Origin of the sequence: Solemya velum gill symbiont (assembly GCF_002020255.1) — a bacterium.
GTDB lineage: Bacteria > Pseudomonadota > Gammaproteobacteria > Chromatiales > Chromatiaceae.
The window spans coordinates 209,902-226,728 of the sequence record NZ_MPQG01000001.1; the positions used below are offsets into that span (position 1 = coordinate 209,902).

Consider the following 16,827-nt stretch of genomic DNA (forward strand, 5'->3'; position numbering starts at 1 on the left):
AAGCCCGGCAGTGCCGGGTTTTCAGGTTTCTGAACAGAAGCCGAATCAGAATTTATGGATCATACCAACTGAAAAGCCTTTCTGATCATCACCAGAGAGATCATGGTTCTTGATGTCATTGTCGGTATCTACATAGACTGCATAGACCTTGCTGCGCTTGCTCAGCATGTGGTCAAAGCCGACTGCCCATCCCGACTCGTCATTATCACCGTCATCCAGAACTTCTGCGCCATACATTGCCTTCACAACATTGTTACCGAAAGTGTAGGAGCCAGAGAGCTGCCACAGGTAGCCATCACTGGAATTGTCACTCTCTTGATCAGTATCTTCGTAAACGAAACCGACATGAACATTGTTCATATCGTAACCTGCACCAAGACGCCAGTTTGTTTCATCATCATCGGAGTCACTGTCATCTTCAAATTCGTATGCAGCAGAGAGATAGAGACCATTATTGCTATACATGGCTGCAAGTGAATACGACTGAAAGAGATCCTCTTCAGGTCCATCACCTGCGTGAACCGCACCATTCACTGCAAATGTCAGTCCGTTCATATTGGGACTGATGTACATAATGTTTTGGCCCCAGCGCTCGTCATCGAAATCAATTGATTCATCATAATCAGCAATGGTGTCAGAAAAGATATCAAGCTTGGCAGTTGACATCTTCAGTGCAGTGTCATGGTTACCGTAAAGGAAGGTACCCCAGTCACCAGTCAGGCCGATATATGCGTTACGACCACTAGAGCTCCACGCACCACCATCAGCAAAATCATAACCGGTCTCTGCCTTCCAAATCAGGCTAAGGCCGTTGCCCAGGTCTTCAGTTCCCTTGAAACCGATACGTGACGAATTGCTGCTGACTGCCCAGCGTGCATCACTGCTCTCACTCTCGACGTGATCGAAAGAAACGTGCACTTTTCCGTAAATTACTACATTAGCATTGGCTGCTGGTGCCGCGATAGCTGCGGCCATGGCCATAGCAATTAAACTCTTTTTCATTTCTACTCCCCTCAGAGATAGTAATAACATATTGAGTCATGAGTCTTGACCATGCCTATACTACACATTCGAATAGTAGTTTAGCGATGAAACAGCTTCGGAGCAACAGTCTTCACAACAAAAACTGACTGCGTAACATATTTGCAACAAATATGACCACTTTCGCAAGCATTAAAGCCAGATCCCATGCTTGGGCAGTAATGAATATTACTATTGACATACGATGGAAAAGCGGTCAGAATTGCGCGCCTTATTTAGCAAACTAACGAATTTAGGAGAAACTCTGTGGCAAATTCAGCGCAAGCTCGCAAGCGTGTTCGCCAGGCGGAGAAAAGTCGCGGTCGCAATGCATCACATCGCAGCATGATGCGTACGCAGATCAAGAAGACCTTGAAAGCGATCGATGCTGGTGACAAAGACGCAGCGACCGAAGCGTACAAGTCCGCAGTGCCCGTGATTGACCGTATGGCAGGCAAAGGCCTGATTCATGCGAACAAGGCAGCACGCCATAAATCACGCCTGAACGCAGCAATTCGCGCCATGTAACTTCGGTTGCAGCGTAATTGCAAAAAACCGGCCTGTTGGCCGGTTTTTTTTGCTCCCAATATAATCGTGGAACTTACCGCCTGACACTTTTAACTTCGTCATTCCAGGCGCAACACAGTGAAGACCAGGAGCCTGAATTACACGCAAAATTCAGGCCCTCTCTAAAGGAGAACCAGGTTGTCCCTGTGGATCACTTCCTCGTCATCGAGATAGCCGAGAATTTCACCAATCTCGGTTGATGCCTTACCCTTGATCTGGCGCAGTTCGTCTGCATTAAAGTTAACCAGGCCGCGCGCAAACTCCTCGCCGGAGTCGGTGACGCAGGCCACCACCTCTCCGCGTCGGAAATTACCCTTAACTGTAGTGACACCAATTGCCAGGAGACTACAGCCCCTCTCCTTCAGCACCTTGCGCGCACCATCATCAAGTACCAGTTTTCCGGCAACCTGCAGATGCCCCGCGAGCCAGCGCTTGCGCGCAGCTGTTGGTTTGCGTGTTGCCAGCAGCAGGGTTCCAACCTCCTCACCATGTGCAATCCTGCTGAGTACGTCAGGCTCGGTTCCACCGGCAATGATGGTCGCGGTACCAGAGCGTGCTGCAACGCGCGCAGCACGCACCTTGGTGACCATACCGCCGCGTCCGAGACCACTGGCGCTGTCACCGGCGATCTCGTCTAGCCACTCATCCTCGGCATTTGCCTCTGCAACCAGCTCTGCATCGGAATAAAACCCGGGGTCCTTGTCGTAAAGACCTGATTTATCCGTCAGAAGTACCAGTAGATCGGCTTCAATAAGGTTGGCAACTAGAGCTGCAAGCGTGTCATTGTCGCCAAAACGCAGTTCATCGTTTGCGACCGTGTCGTTCTCGTTGACGACAGGAATAACACCAAAGCTGTTCAATGAACGCAGCGTGCTGCGCGCGTTGAGATAACGCTTCCTGCCTGTCAGGTCATCGTGCGTTAAAAGCACTTGTGCGGTACGTAGCCCACGGCGAGCAAAGCAGCTCTCCCACGCCTGCACCAGTCCCATTTGACCGATTGCGGCTGCTGCCTGCTGCTCGTGCAATGCTTCAGGACGTTTTGTCCAACCCATACGGGACATGCCCTCGGCAACAGCACCGGATGAAACCAGCACCAGCTCGTTGCCTTCCTGCATCCAGTCCGCCATCTGGTCAACCCACAGGCGCAGGCGATCACGATCGAGACCACGACCTTCTGCGGTCAGCAGCGCACTGCCAATCTTGACAACCCAGCGCTTCGACCCGGACAGGCGTTTGCGGTGGTCGACTCCATTAGAATTCATGCCAGTGGATCCCATGGCTCCTCACTCTCTTCCTCAACAGGCTGCGACTCAGCTTTCTTCAATTCAATGTGGCGCATCAGCGCGGCGACCAGTTCATCGGTACCATCACCACTGATGGCAGATATTTCGTAGACAGGACCACTCCATTCAAGATCGGCAATCAGTTTTTCACGGCGCTCGGCAAAATCCTCGGCAGGTAGCAGGTCTTTCTTGTTCAAAACCAGCCAGCGCTCACGTGAAGCGAGATCGCCACCAAACTTCTCGACCTCTTTGATAATCTTTTTTGCGTCCTCGCTGATCTGATCAGGCTCCCACGTGGAGAGATCGATCATGTGCAGCAGCAGGCGCGTGCGTGACAGGTGCTTGAGAAACTGGATGCCAAGCCCCGCCCCTTCTGCAGCTCCCTCGATGACACCGGGAATATCTGCAATAACAAAGCTGCGATCCTCTCCGGCACGCACCACACCGAGATTCGGGTAGAGTGTCGTGAAAGGATAGTCAGCAACCTTGGGGCGTGCGCTGGACACCTTGGTAATCAGGCTGGACTTGCCCGCATTGGGCATTCCGAGAAGACCGACGTCAGCCAGTACAATCAGCTCCAGCTTGAGTACACGCCGGTCACCCTCTGTACCATGGGTGAACTGGCGAGGAGCACGGTTGGTGCTGCTTTTGAAGTGGATATTGCCAATCCCATGGGTGCCGCCCTGGCACACCAGCAGCTGCTGCCCATCCTCTAGCACCTCGCCGATCATCTCCTCGCTCTCGGTGTCTGTCACACGCGTACCAACAGGCACTTTAATATAGAGATTCTCTCCCTTGTGACCAGTCATCTGGCGTCCCATGCCATTCTGGCCACGCTCTGCACGATGATGACGCTTGTGGCGGAAGTCGACCAGTGTATTCAGACCCGAGTCGGCAACCAGGTAGACACTGCCGCCGTCACCGCCGTCACCGCCGTCGGGACCGCCACGCGGGATATATTTCTCACGACGAAAGCTTGCACAGCCGTTGCCGCCGTCACCTGCTTCGGCCTTGATGATTGCTTCGTCGACGAATTTCATTGAATCAGTTTACCAAAATAGTTTGTATGAGAGCGCATTAGGCTGCTCCATGACATCCTGTACATGAAAAAGCCCCGACACGTTGAACGCGGCGGGGCTTTTAAGTCTTTATACGTCTGGCTTAAGCCGGAACCACGCTCACGAACTGCCTGTTCTTCGGGCCCTTGATCTCAAACTTGACGACACCGTCCGCTTTTGCGAACAGGGTATGATCACGTCCACAGCCAACATTCACACCTGCGTGTACCTTGGTACCGCGCTGACGAATGATGATGCTACCAGCCGAAATTGCCTCACCGCCATAAATTTTGACGCCAAGACGTTTGGATTCTGAATCGCGACCGTTGCGCGAACTACCGCCTGCTTTTTTATGTGCCATTGTACGTCTCCCTTAGCCGGCGATGCCGGTAATCTCGAGTTCAGTATAGGACTGACGATGTCCCTGGCGCTTCATGTGATGCTTGCGGCGCTTGAACTTGATGATGTTGACTTTCTTGCCACGACCGTGCGCTTTAACGGTTGCAGTTACCTTGCCGCCATCGACGTAAGGTGAACCGATTTTGACGCTGTCGCCTTCACCAACCATCAGCACCTTATCGATTTCGATAGAAGCGCCTTCGTCGGCCTTGATTTTTTCTACGCGGAGGGTAGCTCCTTCGCTGACGCGATACTGCTTCCCACCTGTCTGGATCACGGCGTACATACCCTGAATCTCCGAATACTTTGAATCTTTCGCCGGCGCACTCTTGGCCCCGACAATGAAGAGGCAGAATTCTAGTGAGTTATGCGGCCTGCGTCAAGCACAAAATCACCGTAAAGTGGTGTCTATTCCGGCATTTTTTACCGAAAAATCACTCTTGATCGCACTGATATAGCTCACTGTCAGGATAAAAGGCGATCCATGCGAACCAGTAGGCCCTGGTCGCATCCAGTAATTTGCCCTGTTTGTCGGTTATCCTGGCGTGATCAGCCGTCTCGTCAAAATTGATTGTGACAGGCTCGCCATTAAAATGGTCCCTGATGGGTGAATCACATTTCCTGATTTCGCTGACCGGCCAGACCCTGGATTGACCATTCCGCACCAGCCCAATCACACTCTCCTTGTTGGTATAGCGGTTATCACGGTTATTGACCGGAAAATAGAGCCGTTCGCTGCTGCTGTAACCCAGGTAAGGGGACTTGTCATAGTCTCGCTGATGGCCGGTATCACGTGACAAGACCAGTGAGTCAGGGTATTCGGACGCCCATGCACTCCATTTCATGTGGCTTACCGGTAGCCGGTTGAGTTCTTCACCCTTGCGCGATCCACTGATCGCCTGGCTCTTTATTTGTGACCAGAGGGATTCGGTGGCCCTGTCGTAAAGCAGCATATCGCTGTTGTAGAGCAACCCGGAGACACCGTACCCTTCCCGTTCGTCAACAAGATAGACCATGCCGGTACCGCACAGGGGACAAAAGCTCACGACCACGGACTGCGCCTGAATACGGTCGTTAATAATCTCATGCCAGTTAAGAATCGAAATGGGATACGCACGCGCTTCGCCGTTGAACTCAATACCCAACACAATTTCGTCACTTTTTACGTGACTCGCATCGGCCGCCTTGACGAAACGTGGTTGATCGATGGCTGGAATGCCATCCCTTGGCGGCCCACCCTGGTGGATTTCATCTGCGGGAATCAGGCTGTTGCTGACATCAAAGCCGTTGAATTCATCGCTACCGAGTAGTGCCGGCGAATATTCCGCGAGAAGCAGAATCACAAGACCACCGTAAATCAGCAGCCTGACAAAATTGTTGTATGAAATCGTCATCCCGAGCCCTTTTTACCTGATCTCTATAGAATAGATGACCCGGCAACCCGCTGCTTTCTTTCACAGCCTATTCAGGTTTGGAGCGGAAATTGAAACAATCGCCCCGGGCATCTCAGGCAATCAGACGTTGAAGCGGAAGTGAACCACGTCACCATCCTGGACGATGTAATCCTTACCCTCAAGACGCAGTTTTCCGGCCTCTTTTGCACCCTGCTCTCCACCATTTTCGATGAAATCGTCGTAGCTGGTCACTTCTGCGCGAATAAAGCCACGCTCGAAATCCGTATGGATAACACCGGCCGCCTGTGGTGCAGTCGCTCCAACCGGTACAGTCCAGGCACGCACTTCCTTGACGCCTGCGGTGAAGTAGGTCTGCAGGCCAAGTAACTTGTAACCGGCACGGATGACACGATTGAGCCCCGGCTCCTCGAGACCGAGGTCATCAAGGAATTCCTGCAGATCCTCTGCATCAAGCTCAGCCATTTCCATTTCAATGGCGGCACACACGGGTACGACTTCCGAGTTTTCATTGTGTGCAAATTGTTCAACCTGGTCGAGGTAGGGATTGTTGTCGAAGCCGTCCTCGGAGACATTGGCAATGTAGAGCGTCGGCTTGATAGTTAGCAGATGCAGATCTCGAAGTTCGAGAAGTGCATCCTCATCGAGACCCATCGAACGTACCGGGGCACCGCTATCGAGGTGATCGCGTACTTTCTCGAAACGCTCTTTCTGAGCGATGACCTTCTTGTCGCCGGTTTTGGCCTGGCGCGTAATTTTGTCGAGAGCCTTCTCGACCGACTCGAGATCAGCCAGTGCGAGTTCAGTATTAATGACTTCGATATCGGATAACGGCTCAACCTTGCCTGAAACGTGTACAACATCGTCATTTTCGAAACAGCGCACCACGTGGCAGATCGCATCAGTCTCACGGATATTGGCGAGGAATTTATTGCCAAGCCCCTCACCTTTCGATGCGCCTTCGACCAATCCGGCAATATCGACAAATTGCATGGTAGTCGGAACAACATTCTGAGGATTGACGATCTCTGCGATGCGATCCTGGCGCGGGTCTGCAACTGGCACAACACCGACATTGGGGTCGATCGTACAGAAAGGATAGTTTTCCGCGGCAATGGTCGCCTTGGTCAGTGCATTGAAGAGCGTAGATTTACCGACGTTAGGCAACCCGACGATACCGCATTTAAAACCCATGATGAGATTCCCGAAACTGAAGGTCTGAAATTGAAAGATTCTGAAACCGGTGGCAGAACTGGATTCTGCGACTTACCAGGTGCGCACCATCTGCCGAATCCGCGTTAGCGCTTTATACAGAAAGGAGTTGTTGTTTGCAACTTCGCCACTCCGCCCTCAGAAGAAGCGGGAGCGTTTTTCGGTATCTATATATAGTTCCTGCAAGCCGGGTATAGGTTAAACTGACGCAAAAGGGGAATTCATGAATAACAAATCCGAAAAGAGCAGCAACAGCAGTCACTCCATGCTGATTTTGCTTGCTGCGGCTCTTGCCGGAGTCGCTTTCATCGGCATGGGGATGTTCATGTACAACATGGGCAATAATATGTCCACGATGACCAAAGCAGTCATACGCATGAGTGATGATGTCCATTCGATGCGCAATGACATGTCCGGCATGTCGGGACGCATTACTGAAATGGCGACGAGCATGGACAGTGGCCAGAACAGCATGGGAGAAGACCTGGATAGCCTGGCAAATAACATAGAGGTGATGACTGGCAGCATGCTTCAAATGGGTGATTCGATGCAGGGACTCGGCTCCAATATCGGCACCATGAATACCAACATGGCAGCGATGACATCTTCCATGGAACAGATGAGCAATAATATGTCGATCATGAACCAGTCCATGGGACGCATGAGCTATGACATCAACAAGTTCACTGAGCCTGAGAAGCTTATGGTGCCCTTCATACGTTGACAGGAGAGGCAAGCTTCCCGGGGAGTGAGATACCCCCGAAAATTCTTGGAGAATTGGAGCCGGCGACAGGAATTGAAACCGCACCCCATCTATATTACATAGCCGACCAGATCTCTGCAGGCAATTACTATTCAGACAGGGCAATCAAAGCAATAAGAAAAGCATGTACAAGTAAAAAGGGTTAGCGATTGCTAACCCTTTCTTTTATATGGAGCCGGCGACAGGAATTGAACCCGCGACCTACTGATTACAAGTCAGTTGCTCTACCTACTGAGCTACACCGGCGAAATCTATTGCTGGCGGTACAGGAGACCGCCTTCACAAGGATGCATATTCTATTAGTTTCAGTTGCCGGAGACAATCTCTGCGCATGGAAAAGATGAAAACATCTGGCCGTCGTACAATATGTCTTTTTTATTCAATAGCTTATGGAACGCATCCTGCTCAAGTTCCGTGCTCACATGGACACTATAGAGGAGTAAATCACCACTTTTCTTCAAAACACGGGGTGCAAACCCAGCTGACTCGACCTCAACGATGCGATCAGCCATGTTACTTTCGACAAGAAATATATCAAGCAGGATTGTCTGCTGACCATCAGCTGCCGTGATAATCTCCGCACCCTCAATACCGGCATCTCGCAACTGTTTCTGAATTATTCCGACTGATGCGCTGGGTGCTGGCAGAATCAAATGGTACTCGGGTGGCTGAACCAGGCTCTCCTTGTGGAGAGATGTTCCCAGCCCCTCGGCTGCGAGGGTCGAAATGATGTCGTCTGCGACCAGTTTGTTACTGAATGGCAGCGAAGCATAGCAGTAGCGCACTGCTTGTTCCGCGTCAGGCACTTCCTGCTCCTCAGGATCATCCCTGATGACGCGTAAATCACCCTCCTCCTGCTGGACCACCATGGGTATACGGTTATCAGGCCCCAGACCAAGCCATAAAAAAATCACCAGGTTGGCTGTCACCAATATGTAGATCAACCAGCGCAACATTCAGGCCACCTCCGCATAACGTGCAATACCCTGTAAAACCAGTCCTTCTACCAACTCGTACTCACGATCAAGCATAGCGGCAATCCAGTGGGCGTCTCCCCCCGTAAGGAACAGGCATGTATCTCCGGGGACCTGTTGGTTGATAAGACCTGCAATAGCTGCAGCACAACCGCCCAGCATGGCCTGTTGTGTATTGTTCTCCAGCATTACCTGTTGCGGTGGCGCCCATTCATCTGTGGAGAGACTTGTATTGTGCACAAGTGCATTCATCATGTTTTTGAATCCAGGCGCAATCAATCCCCCGAGGTGCTGGCCTTGCGCATCGACTGCATCAATAGTTACCGCACTTCCTGCATCGATCACGTAGAAAGCCCGCCGATAAAGGCTCCTGGCGGCGACCATGGCCAGCCAACGATCGACACCAAGTCGTTGTGGCTCGTCGTAGGCGTTAGTCAAGCCGAATGCCTGTACCTGCGTACGTATAAACACGGGATCAGAAATACCTGATTGCATTGCTATCGAATGCATACGCCGCTCTGTCTCCGTACCGGCGACATTGGCGACGTAAAGTTGCTCACAGCCCGACCCGGCGATAATTTCAGCAATGGCATCATCGCTCGCTGCATCATGCGACAGACCCTGCTGCTGTTGCATAACACCATCCTTGAGAAGCGCCCATTTCAGACGTGTGTTACCTATATCAAAAAGCAGCTTATGCATTCCCGTCTCCTGCCGACCCTGTACCCCTGAGACTGACCTCACCGGAGTAGTAGCGTCTCTTCTCTCCATTATTTTCCAGCACAAGCGCACCATCTGTCGATATACCTGCATGAATACCCTGGATACGATTATCTCCCATGACAACGGTAACAGGGGAGCCAAGCAAGGTATCGAAACGACGCCAGTCATCCACAAAAGCATGAAAACCCGAGTGCGCATACTCAGGCAGGCCGCTTGTCAGAGCATGCACAAGGTCACTGGCAATACGGTTGCGTGACAACTCACCCATACCGAGTGATTCCAGGTCGGTCCACGGCTGGTCAATCAGCTCATCGGCGTTACCCGGCATGGAGAAATTTAGTCCGATGCCGATGACGGCATCAACTGGTCCCTCGCTGGAACCGAGCAGGTCAACAAGGATGCCTGCCAGCTTACGCCGTTCGACAAGAATATCATTCGGCCATTTAAGCCCGACATCGGCCACACCGTATTCATCAAGCAGGCGACATAATATAGCGCCAACAGCGAGACTCAAGGCGCCCAACTCAGCAAAACCACAGTCGAAACGCCAGTGAATGGAACAATAGATGTTACTGGCAAATGGCGAAATCCATTCGCGCCCACGCCGTCCCCTGCCTGCCGACTGGTGTTCAGCAAAGACACTGGCTCCATTTTCAAGGCCACCCTGTTGCAACTGTTCCAGCAGGCTGGCACTCGTCGACGGCAGGGAAAGATGAACCTGCGGGGCTACATTGGTATCCGGATGTTCCGTGGCAAGTATCTCCTCTTCGAGGAGTTCAATTGCGCGCGATAGGCGGTAACCTTTGCCACGCACTGAATGAATATCCAGGCCCCAGCGCTGATTAAAGTTCTGCAGCCGCTTCCACACGGCCGTGCGACTGATGCCACACTGGTGGGCCAACTGTTCACCTGAAATAAAGTGACCACCGGAAAGCGCGTGCAACAGGGCACGGTCGGTCGTATCAGTCATTCAGGGAACCGGCCATGTTCGCTGCAAGGGATGCCTGCCACTGTTGACGGCGCTGGCGAATCTCATCACTCAACTGCTCTTCAGCAGTTGGCCAGAGATCACATGTTGACAGCTGCGTCTCCTCGGTAACAACATCCAGTTCAAGCATGACACCATCACGAAACGCATGCAGTTTTACGGTCTGTTGCAGTGGTAATGCAGAAACAATTGCATCAACATTCTTTTTGTTAACCTGGTAACCGTCGACAGCAACCAGCAGATCCCTGGCAGCGAGCCCTGCCCTTTGTGCAAGGCCATCCTGGTAGAGCACACTCAACAATACACCAGCAGGATGCTCGGCAACGACAGCATCAAGTGATACTTTTGCTTCGGCCGCTTCGTCAGGTTGTGATGCAGAAGCACTGCCGTCATCACCATCACCACTTTTCGGACGTATTCTCGAACTGATACCAACAGCAGCAAACCAGCGTTCCAGTGGCAGCTCAGCTGTTCCTCGTACATACAGATCAAAGAAGCTTGCTATACCGTCACCAACCAGGGAGATGCAGATCTCCTCAATGCTGTCATCATCAGTACCACGTCCCTTGCTGCCATACTCCTGCCACAAACGCCGCATGACATCATCGAGTGAAAAGCTGTCTTCACTCTGCTGGCGCAATTCCATATCCAGGCCAAAGGCGACGAGTGATCCTTTTGTGTAATAGCTGACGATTGCGTTTGGCGCATTTTCATCCTGCTTGTAGAACTTGGTCCATGCATCAAAACTCGATTCGGCAATCGATTGTAGTTCTCTACCTGTTCCACGAGTAACGCGCGTAACAACCTTTGCGATTTGTTTGAGATAAGCGACAATTTCTATACTTCCGGAACGCAACAGTGCGAGTTTATCGTAATAGGAAGTGATGCCCTCGTATGACCACAACTGTGGCGTGTATACCTCGTTTCCAAGATCAGGCTCCTGCATGATAGATGGCTTGATACGCTTAACGTTCCAAAGATGGAAATATTCATGGCTGCAAAGACCGAGATAGCGCTGGTAGTCCTCGCTGACAGATTCGTTGCCGTAAGCAGGCAACTCCTTTCGCGAACAGATTAATGCCGTAGAGTCTGCATGCTCGAGGCCACCATATCCATTTCCGGTCACCATCGTCATGAAAAGGTACTGCTGAACCGGTAATTCTCCGAAAAGCGCAATATGCTCTTCCAGTATTGGTGTTATATCTCTCCCGACGCGTTCAAGGTCGCCAGTGTGGCGACCACAAAAAACCATTCGGTGAGGCACGCCCGCAACCGTCAATTCACAACTATCATAATCAGCTGCTATCAATGGGGTATCAATTAACTGTTCATAAGAATTAACCTGATATTCACCATATCCGTCACTATCAGTTGCTATTTTCGGTAATGTTGTCGCTATTTTCCAATTAGTACAACAACTCTCCTGGAGCCTGCTGATGTGCACACGGTAGCTCTCAACATCACATTCGATAGGACGAAGAAAGAGTGAAGTTCCATTAAAAAAGAGTAGTGAACTATCTATAAATGCGCTGCGAACAGAGAGATCATTTGCATAGATTGAATACTCTATGACCAGCTCGCCTTCTGTGCAATCAACCTGCCAGTTATGCTTGTCCAGCTTTGTCACTGACAACTGTTTGTCTGCAGCATCGTAAGCTTTAAGAGAGGTGATATTGCGTGCAAAATCACGAATCATATAGCTGCCGGGAATCCATGCAGGCAGAGTGAGGCGCATTGCGGGGCGACAGGCGGACAATTCCATCCGCACCTGAATTGTTTTGCTGGCGAGGTGGAAACCAAGCCTGTAGAGAATATTCACTAATTCGCAATAATCAATTGAGAGATGGTTGATTATCGCGCATTTTCAAGGCTAGTTCATACTGATCTTCACTGATTTTGTCTTATGAGTCTCTGCGGTCAGGTTACGTCGATAAAGGCTAAAGACGCGTTTGACATAATTTTGTGTTTCACGATATGGAGGAATCGTTTTTCCATACTTGTCTACAGCACCTTCGCCGGCATTATAGGCAGCCACGGCCAGCTTAAGATTATTCTTATAATAGCCAAGCAGGTATTTGAGGTATTCAGCACCGCCCATAACATTCTGATTCGGATTATTGGAATCGGATACATTAAATCGTGCAGCCGTACCTGGCATTATTTGCATCAGGCCGATAGCACCAGCACGCGAAATAACATCTGGCTGGTAAGCGGATTCTGCTTCAATAACTGCATGTATCAATGCGGCATCTATTTCATGCTTTTTGACCGCTGCATCGACAGCTGAAATGAAATTCACTCTACGCAGGGCAATTGACTCTTTCATTGGTTTGGCAACAGAGCCCTTCATGCTGAAATCTGCATAATTTGTATGCAGTTTTTGCTCAACCAATTTGAAAGGAAATCCAAGCAATGAGTCAGAGTGAATCACAGATCCATCAGGAGCTTGGTACTTATAAGCAAGAGACTTGGCATCAAGCTGTGTTGTTAACACAAGCATGAGAGTAGTCAGAATGGTGAGAAGCTTTCGCATACGATCAAGTCCGTTTGAAGGTGAAAGTTGTGTTGAGATGCCAAATTGTATCAGAAACAACAGGCTAGCTACAAATAGTGGAAATCCACTTATTTTCAGATTCCAGGAACGCTCCCGACTGCAAAGAAAAACTCTTTGCTTTGTCTGTTCCGGCCTCACTCTTCGGTCATGTGAGCATGGATGCTTCAATGCCACGAAGCACAGGGATGTGCGAGAGCGGCCTGCCGTTCAAAGTAAAAACCCCGACCGCTTACGCGATCGGGGTTCTTGGTATTAAAGCCCGGCAGTGACCTACTCTCACATGGGGAAACCCCACACTACCATCGGCGATACATCGTTTCACTTCTGAGTTCGGTATGGGATCAGGTGGTTCCAATGTTCTATTGCCGCCGGGCAAACTGGCTCGTATATCCGACTTGGTCGTCTATACAAATTCGGTTTAATCGATCAAACAAACGCTCGTTTCAAGCTTTCGCTTCACCCATTCAGGCTGCTGTTACGCCTGAATATTTGGGTGTTATATGGTCAAGCCTCACGGGCAATTAGTATCGGTTAGCTTCACGCATTACTGCGCTTCCACACCCGACCTATCAACGTTGTAGTCTTCAACGACCCTTCAGGGACCTTAAAGGTCCAGTGAGACCTAATCTTGGGAGGGGCTTCCCGCTTAGATGCTTTCAGCGGTTATCCCTTCCGAACATAGCTACCCGGCAATGCCACTGGCGTGACAACCGGAACACCAGAGGTTCGTCCACTCCGGTCCTCTCGTACTAGGAGCAGCTTCCCTCAAGTCTCAAACGCCTACGGCAGATAGGGACCGAACTGTCTCACGACGTTCTAAACCCAGCTCGCGTACCACTTTAAATGGCGAACAGCCATACCCTTGGGACCGACTTCAGCCCCAGGATGTGATGAGCCGACATCGAGGTGCCAAACACCGCCGTCGATATGAACTCTTGGGCGGTATCAGCCTGTTATCCCCGGCGTACCTTTTATCCGTTGAGCGATGGCCCTTCCATACAGAACCACCGGATCACTATAGCCTACTTTCGTACCTGATCGACGTGTCTGTCTCTCAGTCAAGCACCCTTATGCTATTGCACTCATTGCGCGATGTCCGACCGCGCTGAGGGTACCTTCGCGCTCCTCCGTTACTCTTTGGGAGGAGACCGCCCCAGTCAAACTACCCACCATACACTGTCCCTAACCCGGATAACGGGTCGAGGTTAGAACTTCAAACATACCAGGCTGGTATTTCAAGGTTGGCTCCACCGAATCTAGCGATCCGGTTTCAAAGCCTCCCAGCTATCCTACACAAGTAGGCTCAAAGTCCAGTGCAAAGCTGTAGTAAAGGTGCACGGGGTCTTTCCGTCTAGCCGCAGGTAAACTGCATCTTAACAGCTATTTCAATTTCACTGAGTCTCGGGTGGAGACAGTGTGGCCATCATTACGCCATTCGTGCAGGTCGGAACTTACCCGACAAGGAATTTCGCTACCTTAGGACCGTTATAGTTACGGCCGCCGTTTACCGGGGCTTCGATCAGGAGCTTCGCCGAAGCTAACCCCATCAATTAACCTTCCGGCACCGGGCAGGCGTCACACCCTATACGTCCACTTTCGTGTTTGCAGAGTGCTATGTTTTTAATAAACAGTTGCAGCCACCATTTTAATGCTACCCCCACCAGCTTACGGAGCAAGTCCGATCACCGGCAAGGGCGTACCTTCTCCCGAAGTTACGGTACCATTTTGCCTAGTTCCTTCACCCGAGTTCTCTCAAGCGCCTTGGGATTCTCACCCTACCCACGTGTGTCCGTTTAGAGTACGGTCACTTATCATCTGAAGCTTAGAAGATTTTCCTGGAAGTATGGCATTGACCACTCCGGTTCCGTAGAACCGTCGCCATCAGCTCTCAGCATTGACCTTCCGGATTTACCTAAAAGATCTGCCTACTGCCTTAGATACACAAAACCGTCTGTGTTCTGGTCTAGCCTTCTCCGTCCCTCCATCGCAATGATAAGTGGTACAGGAATATTAACCTGTTTCCCATCGACTACGCATTTCTGCCTCGCCTTAGGGGCCGACTAACCCTGCTCCGATTAGCGTTGAGCAGGAAACCTTGGGTTTTCGGCGAGGGGGCCTCTCACCCCCTTTATCGTTACTCATGTCAGCATTCGCACTTCTGATACGTCCAGCATGCCTTACAGCACACCTTCAACCGCTTACAGAACGCTCCTCTACCATGCATGTAAACATGCATCCGCAGCTTCGGTACATATCTTAAGCCCCGTTAAATCTTCCGCGCAGGCCGACTCGACCAGTGAGCTATTACGCTTTCTTTAAAGGATGGCTGCTTCTAAGCCAACCTCCTGGCTGTCTGGGCCTTCCCACATCGTTTCCCACTGAGATATGATTTTGGGACCTTAGCTGGCGGTCTGGGTTGTTTCCCTTTCCACGACGGACGTTAGCACCCGCCGTGTGTCTCCCGTGATTGCACTCTATGGTATTCGGAGTTTGCATCGGTTTGGTAAGTCGGGATGACCCCCTAGCCGAAACAGTGCTCTACCCCCATAGGTGATACACGAGGCGCTACCTAAATAGCTTTCGAGGAGAACCAGCTATCTCCGGGCTTGATTAGCCTTTCACTCCGATCCACAGCTCATCCCCTCATTTTTCAACATAAGTGGGTTCGGGCCTCCAGTGAATGTTACTTCACCTTCACCCTGGCCATGGATAGATCGCCCGGTTTCGGGTCTACTCCCAGCAACTAAACGCCCTATTAAGACTCGGTTTCCCTACGCCTCCCCTATTCGGTTAAGCTTGCTACTGAGAAGTAAGTCGCTGACCCATTATACAAAAGGTACGCAGTCACCCCGAAGGGCTCCTACTGCTTGTACGTACACGGTTTCAGGTTCTATTTCACTCCCCTCAACGGGGTTCTTTTCGCCTTTCCCTCACGGTACTAGTTCACTATCGGTCGGTAAGTAGTATTTAGCCTTGGAGGATGGTCCCCCCATATTCAGACAGGATATCACGTGTCCCGTCCTACTCGATTTCATTCAAAGTTAGATTTAGTGTACGGGGCTATCACCCTGTATCGCCAGACTTTCCAGACTGTTCCACTATCACACCAAGAACTTAAGGGCTGGTCCCCGTTCGCTCGCCGCTACTTAGGGAATCTCAATTGATTTCTTTTCCTCCGGGTACTTAGATGTTTCAGTTCCCCGGGTTCGCCTCATATACCTATGTATTCAGTATAAGATACCTGTCTTATGACAGGTGGGTTTCCCCATTCGGAAATCTCCGGATCAAAGCTTGTTTATCAGCTCCCCGAAGCTTATCGCAGATTACAACGTCCTTCATCGCCTCTTACCGCCTAGGCATCCACCGTGTACGCTTATTCACTTGACCATATAACCCCAAATACTCAGGATAAACCCAATTATTTCGAGTTATTAAGTTAAGCGAATGCTTGTAACGTTTTTTGGTAATTACACCAAAGCGCTTGTTTTCTCGATTAAACCTAATTTTTAAAGAGCAAACACTTCACTAATGTAAAGTGACAAGCATTGCTGCTTGCCAGTTGACACTAAGAAAATGGTGGAGCCAGGCGGGATCGAACCGCCGACCTCCTGCGTGCAAGGCAGGCGCTCTCCCAGCTGAGCTATGGCCCCAAAACCTGCTCCCCACTATCCGGCCTTTCTACGCCGAGCAGTGCAAAATTGGTGGGTCTAGGTGGATTTGAACCACCGACCTCACCCTTATCAGGGGTGCGCTCTAACCAACTGAGCTATAGACCCAATTTGCCAGGGCCTGTAGAACATTCGAATCTGAACGCGAGACCCGTGTCTGCATGATTCAAGTAACTTGTGTGGGTACTCCATCGACGTCGTAGATG

14 protein-coding genes, 3 tRNA genes and 2 rRNA genes are annotated in these 16,827 nt (G+C 50.8%); 2 read left to right on the forward strand and 17 right to left on the reverse strand.

The features are described 5' to 3' along the window. Positions 1-45: 45 nt before the first annotated feature. Positions 46-1,002 (reverse strand): porin, encoded by a 957-nt coding sequence (locus BOW06_RS00915; protein WP_179115104.1) that lies wholly within the window; start codon positions 1,000-1,002, stop codon positions 46-48. 285 nt (positions 1,003-1,287) lie between these two features. On the opposite strand from BOW06_RS00915, the gene rpsT reads away from it, so the two are divergent. Further along, positions 1,288-1,548, forward strand: a complete 261-nt coding sequence (gene rpsT / locus BOW06_RS00920; protein ID WP_043118239.1) for a 30S ribosomal protein S20 — start codon at positions 1,288-1,290, stop codon at positions 1,546-1,548. A 161-nt stretch (positions 1,549-1,709) separates the two neighbouring features. Here rpsT and proB read toward each other — a convergent pair whose 3' ends face one another. From proB to ychF, 6 genes are all read right to left on the reverse strand, one after another. Continuing rightward, positions 1,710-2,849 carry a glutamate 5-kinase gene (proB, locus tag BOW06_RS00925; RefSeq protein ID WP_043118238.1) on the reverse strand — a complete coding sequence of 380 codons (1,140 nt, stop codon included), beginning with the start codon at positions 2,847-2,849 and terminating at the stop codon, positions 1,710-1,712. Beyond that, positions 2,846-3,910, reverse strand: a complete 1,065-nt coding sequence (cgtA, locus tag BOW06_RS00930; protein ID WP_043118237.1) for an Obg family GTPase CgtA — start codon at positions 3,908-3,910, stop codon at positions 2,846-2,848. The genes proB and cgtA overlap by 4 nt, the downstream gene beginning before the upstream one ends. Positions 3,911-4,031: 121 nt before the next feature. Further along, the gene (rpmA, locus tag BOW06_RS00935) at positions 4,032-4,289 is read right to left on the reverse strand and encodes a 50S ribosomal protein L27 (protein WP_043118235.1); all 258 of its coding nucleotides are present in this window, start codon (positions 4,287-4,289) and stop codon (positions 4,032-4,034) included. A 12-nt stretch (positions 4,290-4,301) separates the two neighbouring features. Then, on the reverse strand, positions 4,302-4,613 hold the full coding sequence (gene rplU, locus BOW06_RS00940) for a 50S ribosomal protein L21 (protein WP_043118234.1): 312 nt from the start codon (positions 4,611-4,613) through the stop codon (positions 4,302-4,304). Between the two features lie 148 nt (positions 4,614-4,761). After that, entirely contained in the window at positions 4,762-5,721 is a 960-nt protein-coding gene (locus BOW06_RS00945) for a DUF3179 domain-containing protein (protein WP_078452837.1), read from the reverse strand. 120 nt (positions 5,722-5,841) lie between these two features. Further along, the gene (gene ychF / locus BOW06_RS00950; protein ID WP_078454374.1) at positions 5,842-6,933 is read right to left on the reverse strand and encodes a redox-regulated ATPase YchF; all 1,092 of its coding nucleotides are present in this window, start codon (positions 6,931-6,933) and stop codon (positions 5,842-5,844) included. Between the two features lie 241 nt (positions 6,934-7,174). Between ychF and BOW06_RS00955 the strand changes: the two genes are divergently transcribed. Further along, complete coding sequence (locus BOW06_RS00955; protein ID WP_078454375.1) at positions 7,175-7,675, forward strand: methyl-accepting chemotaxis protein; 501 nt, start codon at positions 7,175-7,177, stop codon at positions 7,673-7,675. A 209-nt stretch (positions 7,676-7,884) separates the two neighbouring features. Here BOW06_RS00955 and BOW06_RS00960 read toward each other — a convergent pair. The 10 genes from BOW06_RS00960 to BOW06_RS01005 form a co-directional block, all read right to left on the reverse strand. After that, positions 7,885-7,960, reverse strand: a tRNA-Thr gene (locus BOW06_RS00960). A 59-nt stretch (positions 7,961-8,019) separates the two neighbouring features. Continuing rightward, positions 8,020-8,670 (reverse strand): hypothetical protein, encoded by a 651-nt coding sequence (locus tag BOW06_RS00965; protein WP_043118230.1) that lies wholly within the window; start codon positions 8,668-8,670, stop codon positions 8,020-8,022. Continuing rightward, entirely contained in the window at positions 8,671-9,390 is a 720-nt protein-coding gene (locus BOW06_RS00970) for a type III pantothenate kinase (protein WP_043118228.1), read from the reverse strand. It abuts the gene before it with no gap. Beyond that, positions 9,383-10,381 (reverse strand): bifunctional biotin--[acetyl-CoA-carboxylase] ligase/biotin operon repressor BirA, encoded by a 999-nt coding sequence (gene birA, locus BOW06_RS00975; protein ID WP_043118227.1) that lies wholly within the window; start codon positions 10,379-10,381, stop codon positions 9,383-9,385. The genes BOW06_RS00970 and birA overlap by 8 nt, the downstream gene beginning before the upstream one ends. Then, positions 10,374-12,218, reverse strand: a complete 1,845-nt coding sequence (locus BOW06_RS00980) for a M61 family metallopeptidase (RefSeq protein WP_078461649.1) — start codon at positions 12,216-12,218, stop codon at positions 10,374-10,376. Before BOW06_RS00980 ends, birA begins: the two co-directional genes overlap by 8 nt. 51 nt (positions 12,219-12,269) lie before the next feature. After that, positions 12,270-12,932 carry a lytic transglycosylase domain-containing protein gene (locus BOW06_RS00985; RefSeq protein WP_143556046.1) on the reverse strand — a complete coding sequence of 221 codons (663 nt, stop codon included), beginning with the start codon at positions 12,930-12,932 and terminating at the stop codon, positions 12,270-12,272. Between the two features lie 278 nt (positions 12,933-13,210). Then, positions 13,211-13,326, reverse strand: a 5S ribosomal RNA gene (gene rrf, locus BOW06_RS00990). Positions 13,327-13,453: 127 nt separating this feature from the next. Beyond that, positions 13,454-16,340: ribosomal RNA gene (locus BOW06_RS00995) — 23S ribosomal RNA — on the reverse strand. A 187-nt stretch (positions 16,341-16,527) separates the two neighbouring features. After that, positions 16,528-16,603, reverse strand: a tRNA-Ala gene (locus BOW06_RS01000). 49 nt (positions 16,604-16,652) lie between these two features. Next, a tRNA-Ile gene (locus BOW06_RS01005) sits at positions 16,653-16,729 on the reverse strand. Positions 16,730-16,827: the final 98 nt, after the last annotated feature.

What these genes read in the sequence shown, in the direction of transcription:
- BOW06_RS00945 (WP_078452837.1), bottom strand. Translation starts at nt 5,721, where the DNA reads ATGACGATTTCATACAACAATTTTGTCAGGCTGCTGATTTACGGTGGT.
- BOW06_RS00955 (WP_078454375.1), top strand. Translation starts at nt 7,175, where the DNA reads ATGAATAACAAATCCGAAAAGAGCAGCAACAGCAGTCACTCCATGCTG.
- proB (WP_043118238.1), bottom strand. Translation starts at nt 2,849, where the DNA reads ATGAATTCTAATGGAGTCGACCACCGCAAACGCCTGTCCGGGTCGAAG.
- cgtA (WP_043118237.1), bottom strand. Translation starts at nt 3,910, where the DNA reads ATGAAATTCGTCGACGAAGCAATCATCAAGGCCGAAGCAGGTGACGGC.
- birA (WP_043118227.1), bottom strand. Translation starts at nt 10,381, where the DNA reads ATGACTGATACGACCGACCGTGCCCTGTTGCACGCGCTTTCCGGTGGT.
- BOW06_RS00985 (WP_143556046.1), bottom strand. Translation starts at nt 12,932, where the DNA reads ATGCGAAAGCTTCTCACCATTCTGACTACTCTCATGCTTGTGTTAACA.
- BOW06_RS00965 (WP_043118230.1), bottom strand. Translation starts at nt 8,670, where the DNA reads ATGTTGCGCTGGTTGATCTACATATTGGTGACAGCCAACCTGGTGATT.
- ychF (WP_078454374.1), bottom strand. Translation starts at nt 6,933, where the DNA reads ATGGGTTTTAAATGCGGTATCGTCGGGTTGCCTAACGTCGGTAAATCT.
- BOW06_RS00915 (WP_179115104.1), bottom strand. Translation starts at nt 1,002, where the DNA reads ATGAAAAAGAGTTTAATTGCTATGGCCATGGCCGCAGCTATCGCGGCA.
- rplU (WP_043118234.1), bottom strand. Translation starts at nt 4,613, where the DNA reads ATGTACGCCGTGATCCAGACAGGTGGGAAGCAGTATCGCGTCAGCGAA.
- rpmA (WP_043118235.1), bottom strand. Translation starts at nt 4,289, where the DNA reads ATGGCACATAAAAAAGCAGGCGGTAGTTCGCGCAACGGTCGCGATTCA.
- BOW06_RS00970 (WP_043118228.1), bottom strand. Translation starts at nt 9,390, where the DNA reads ATGCATAAGCTGCTTTTTGATATAGGTAACACACGTCTGAAATGGGCG.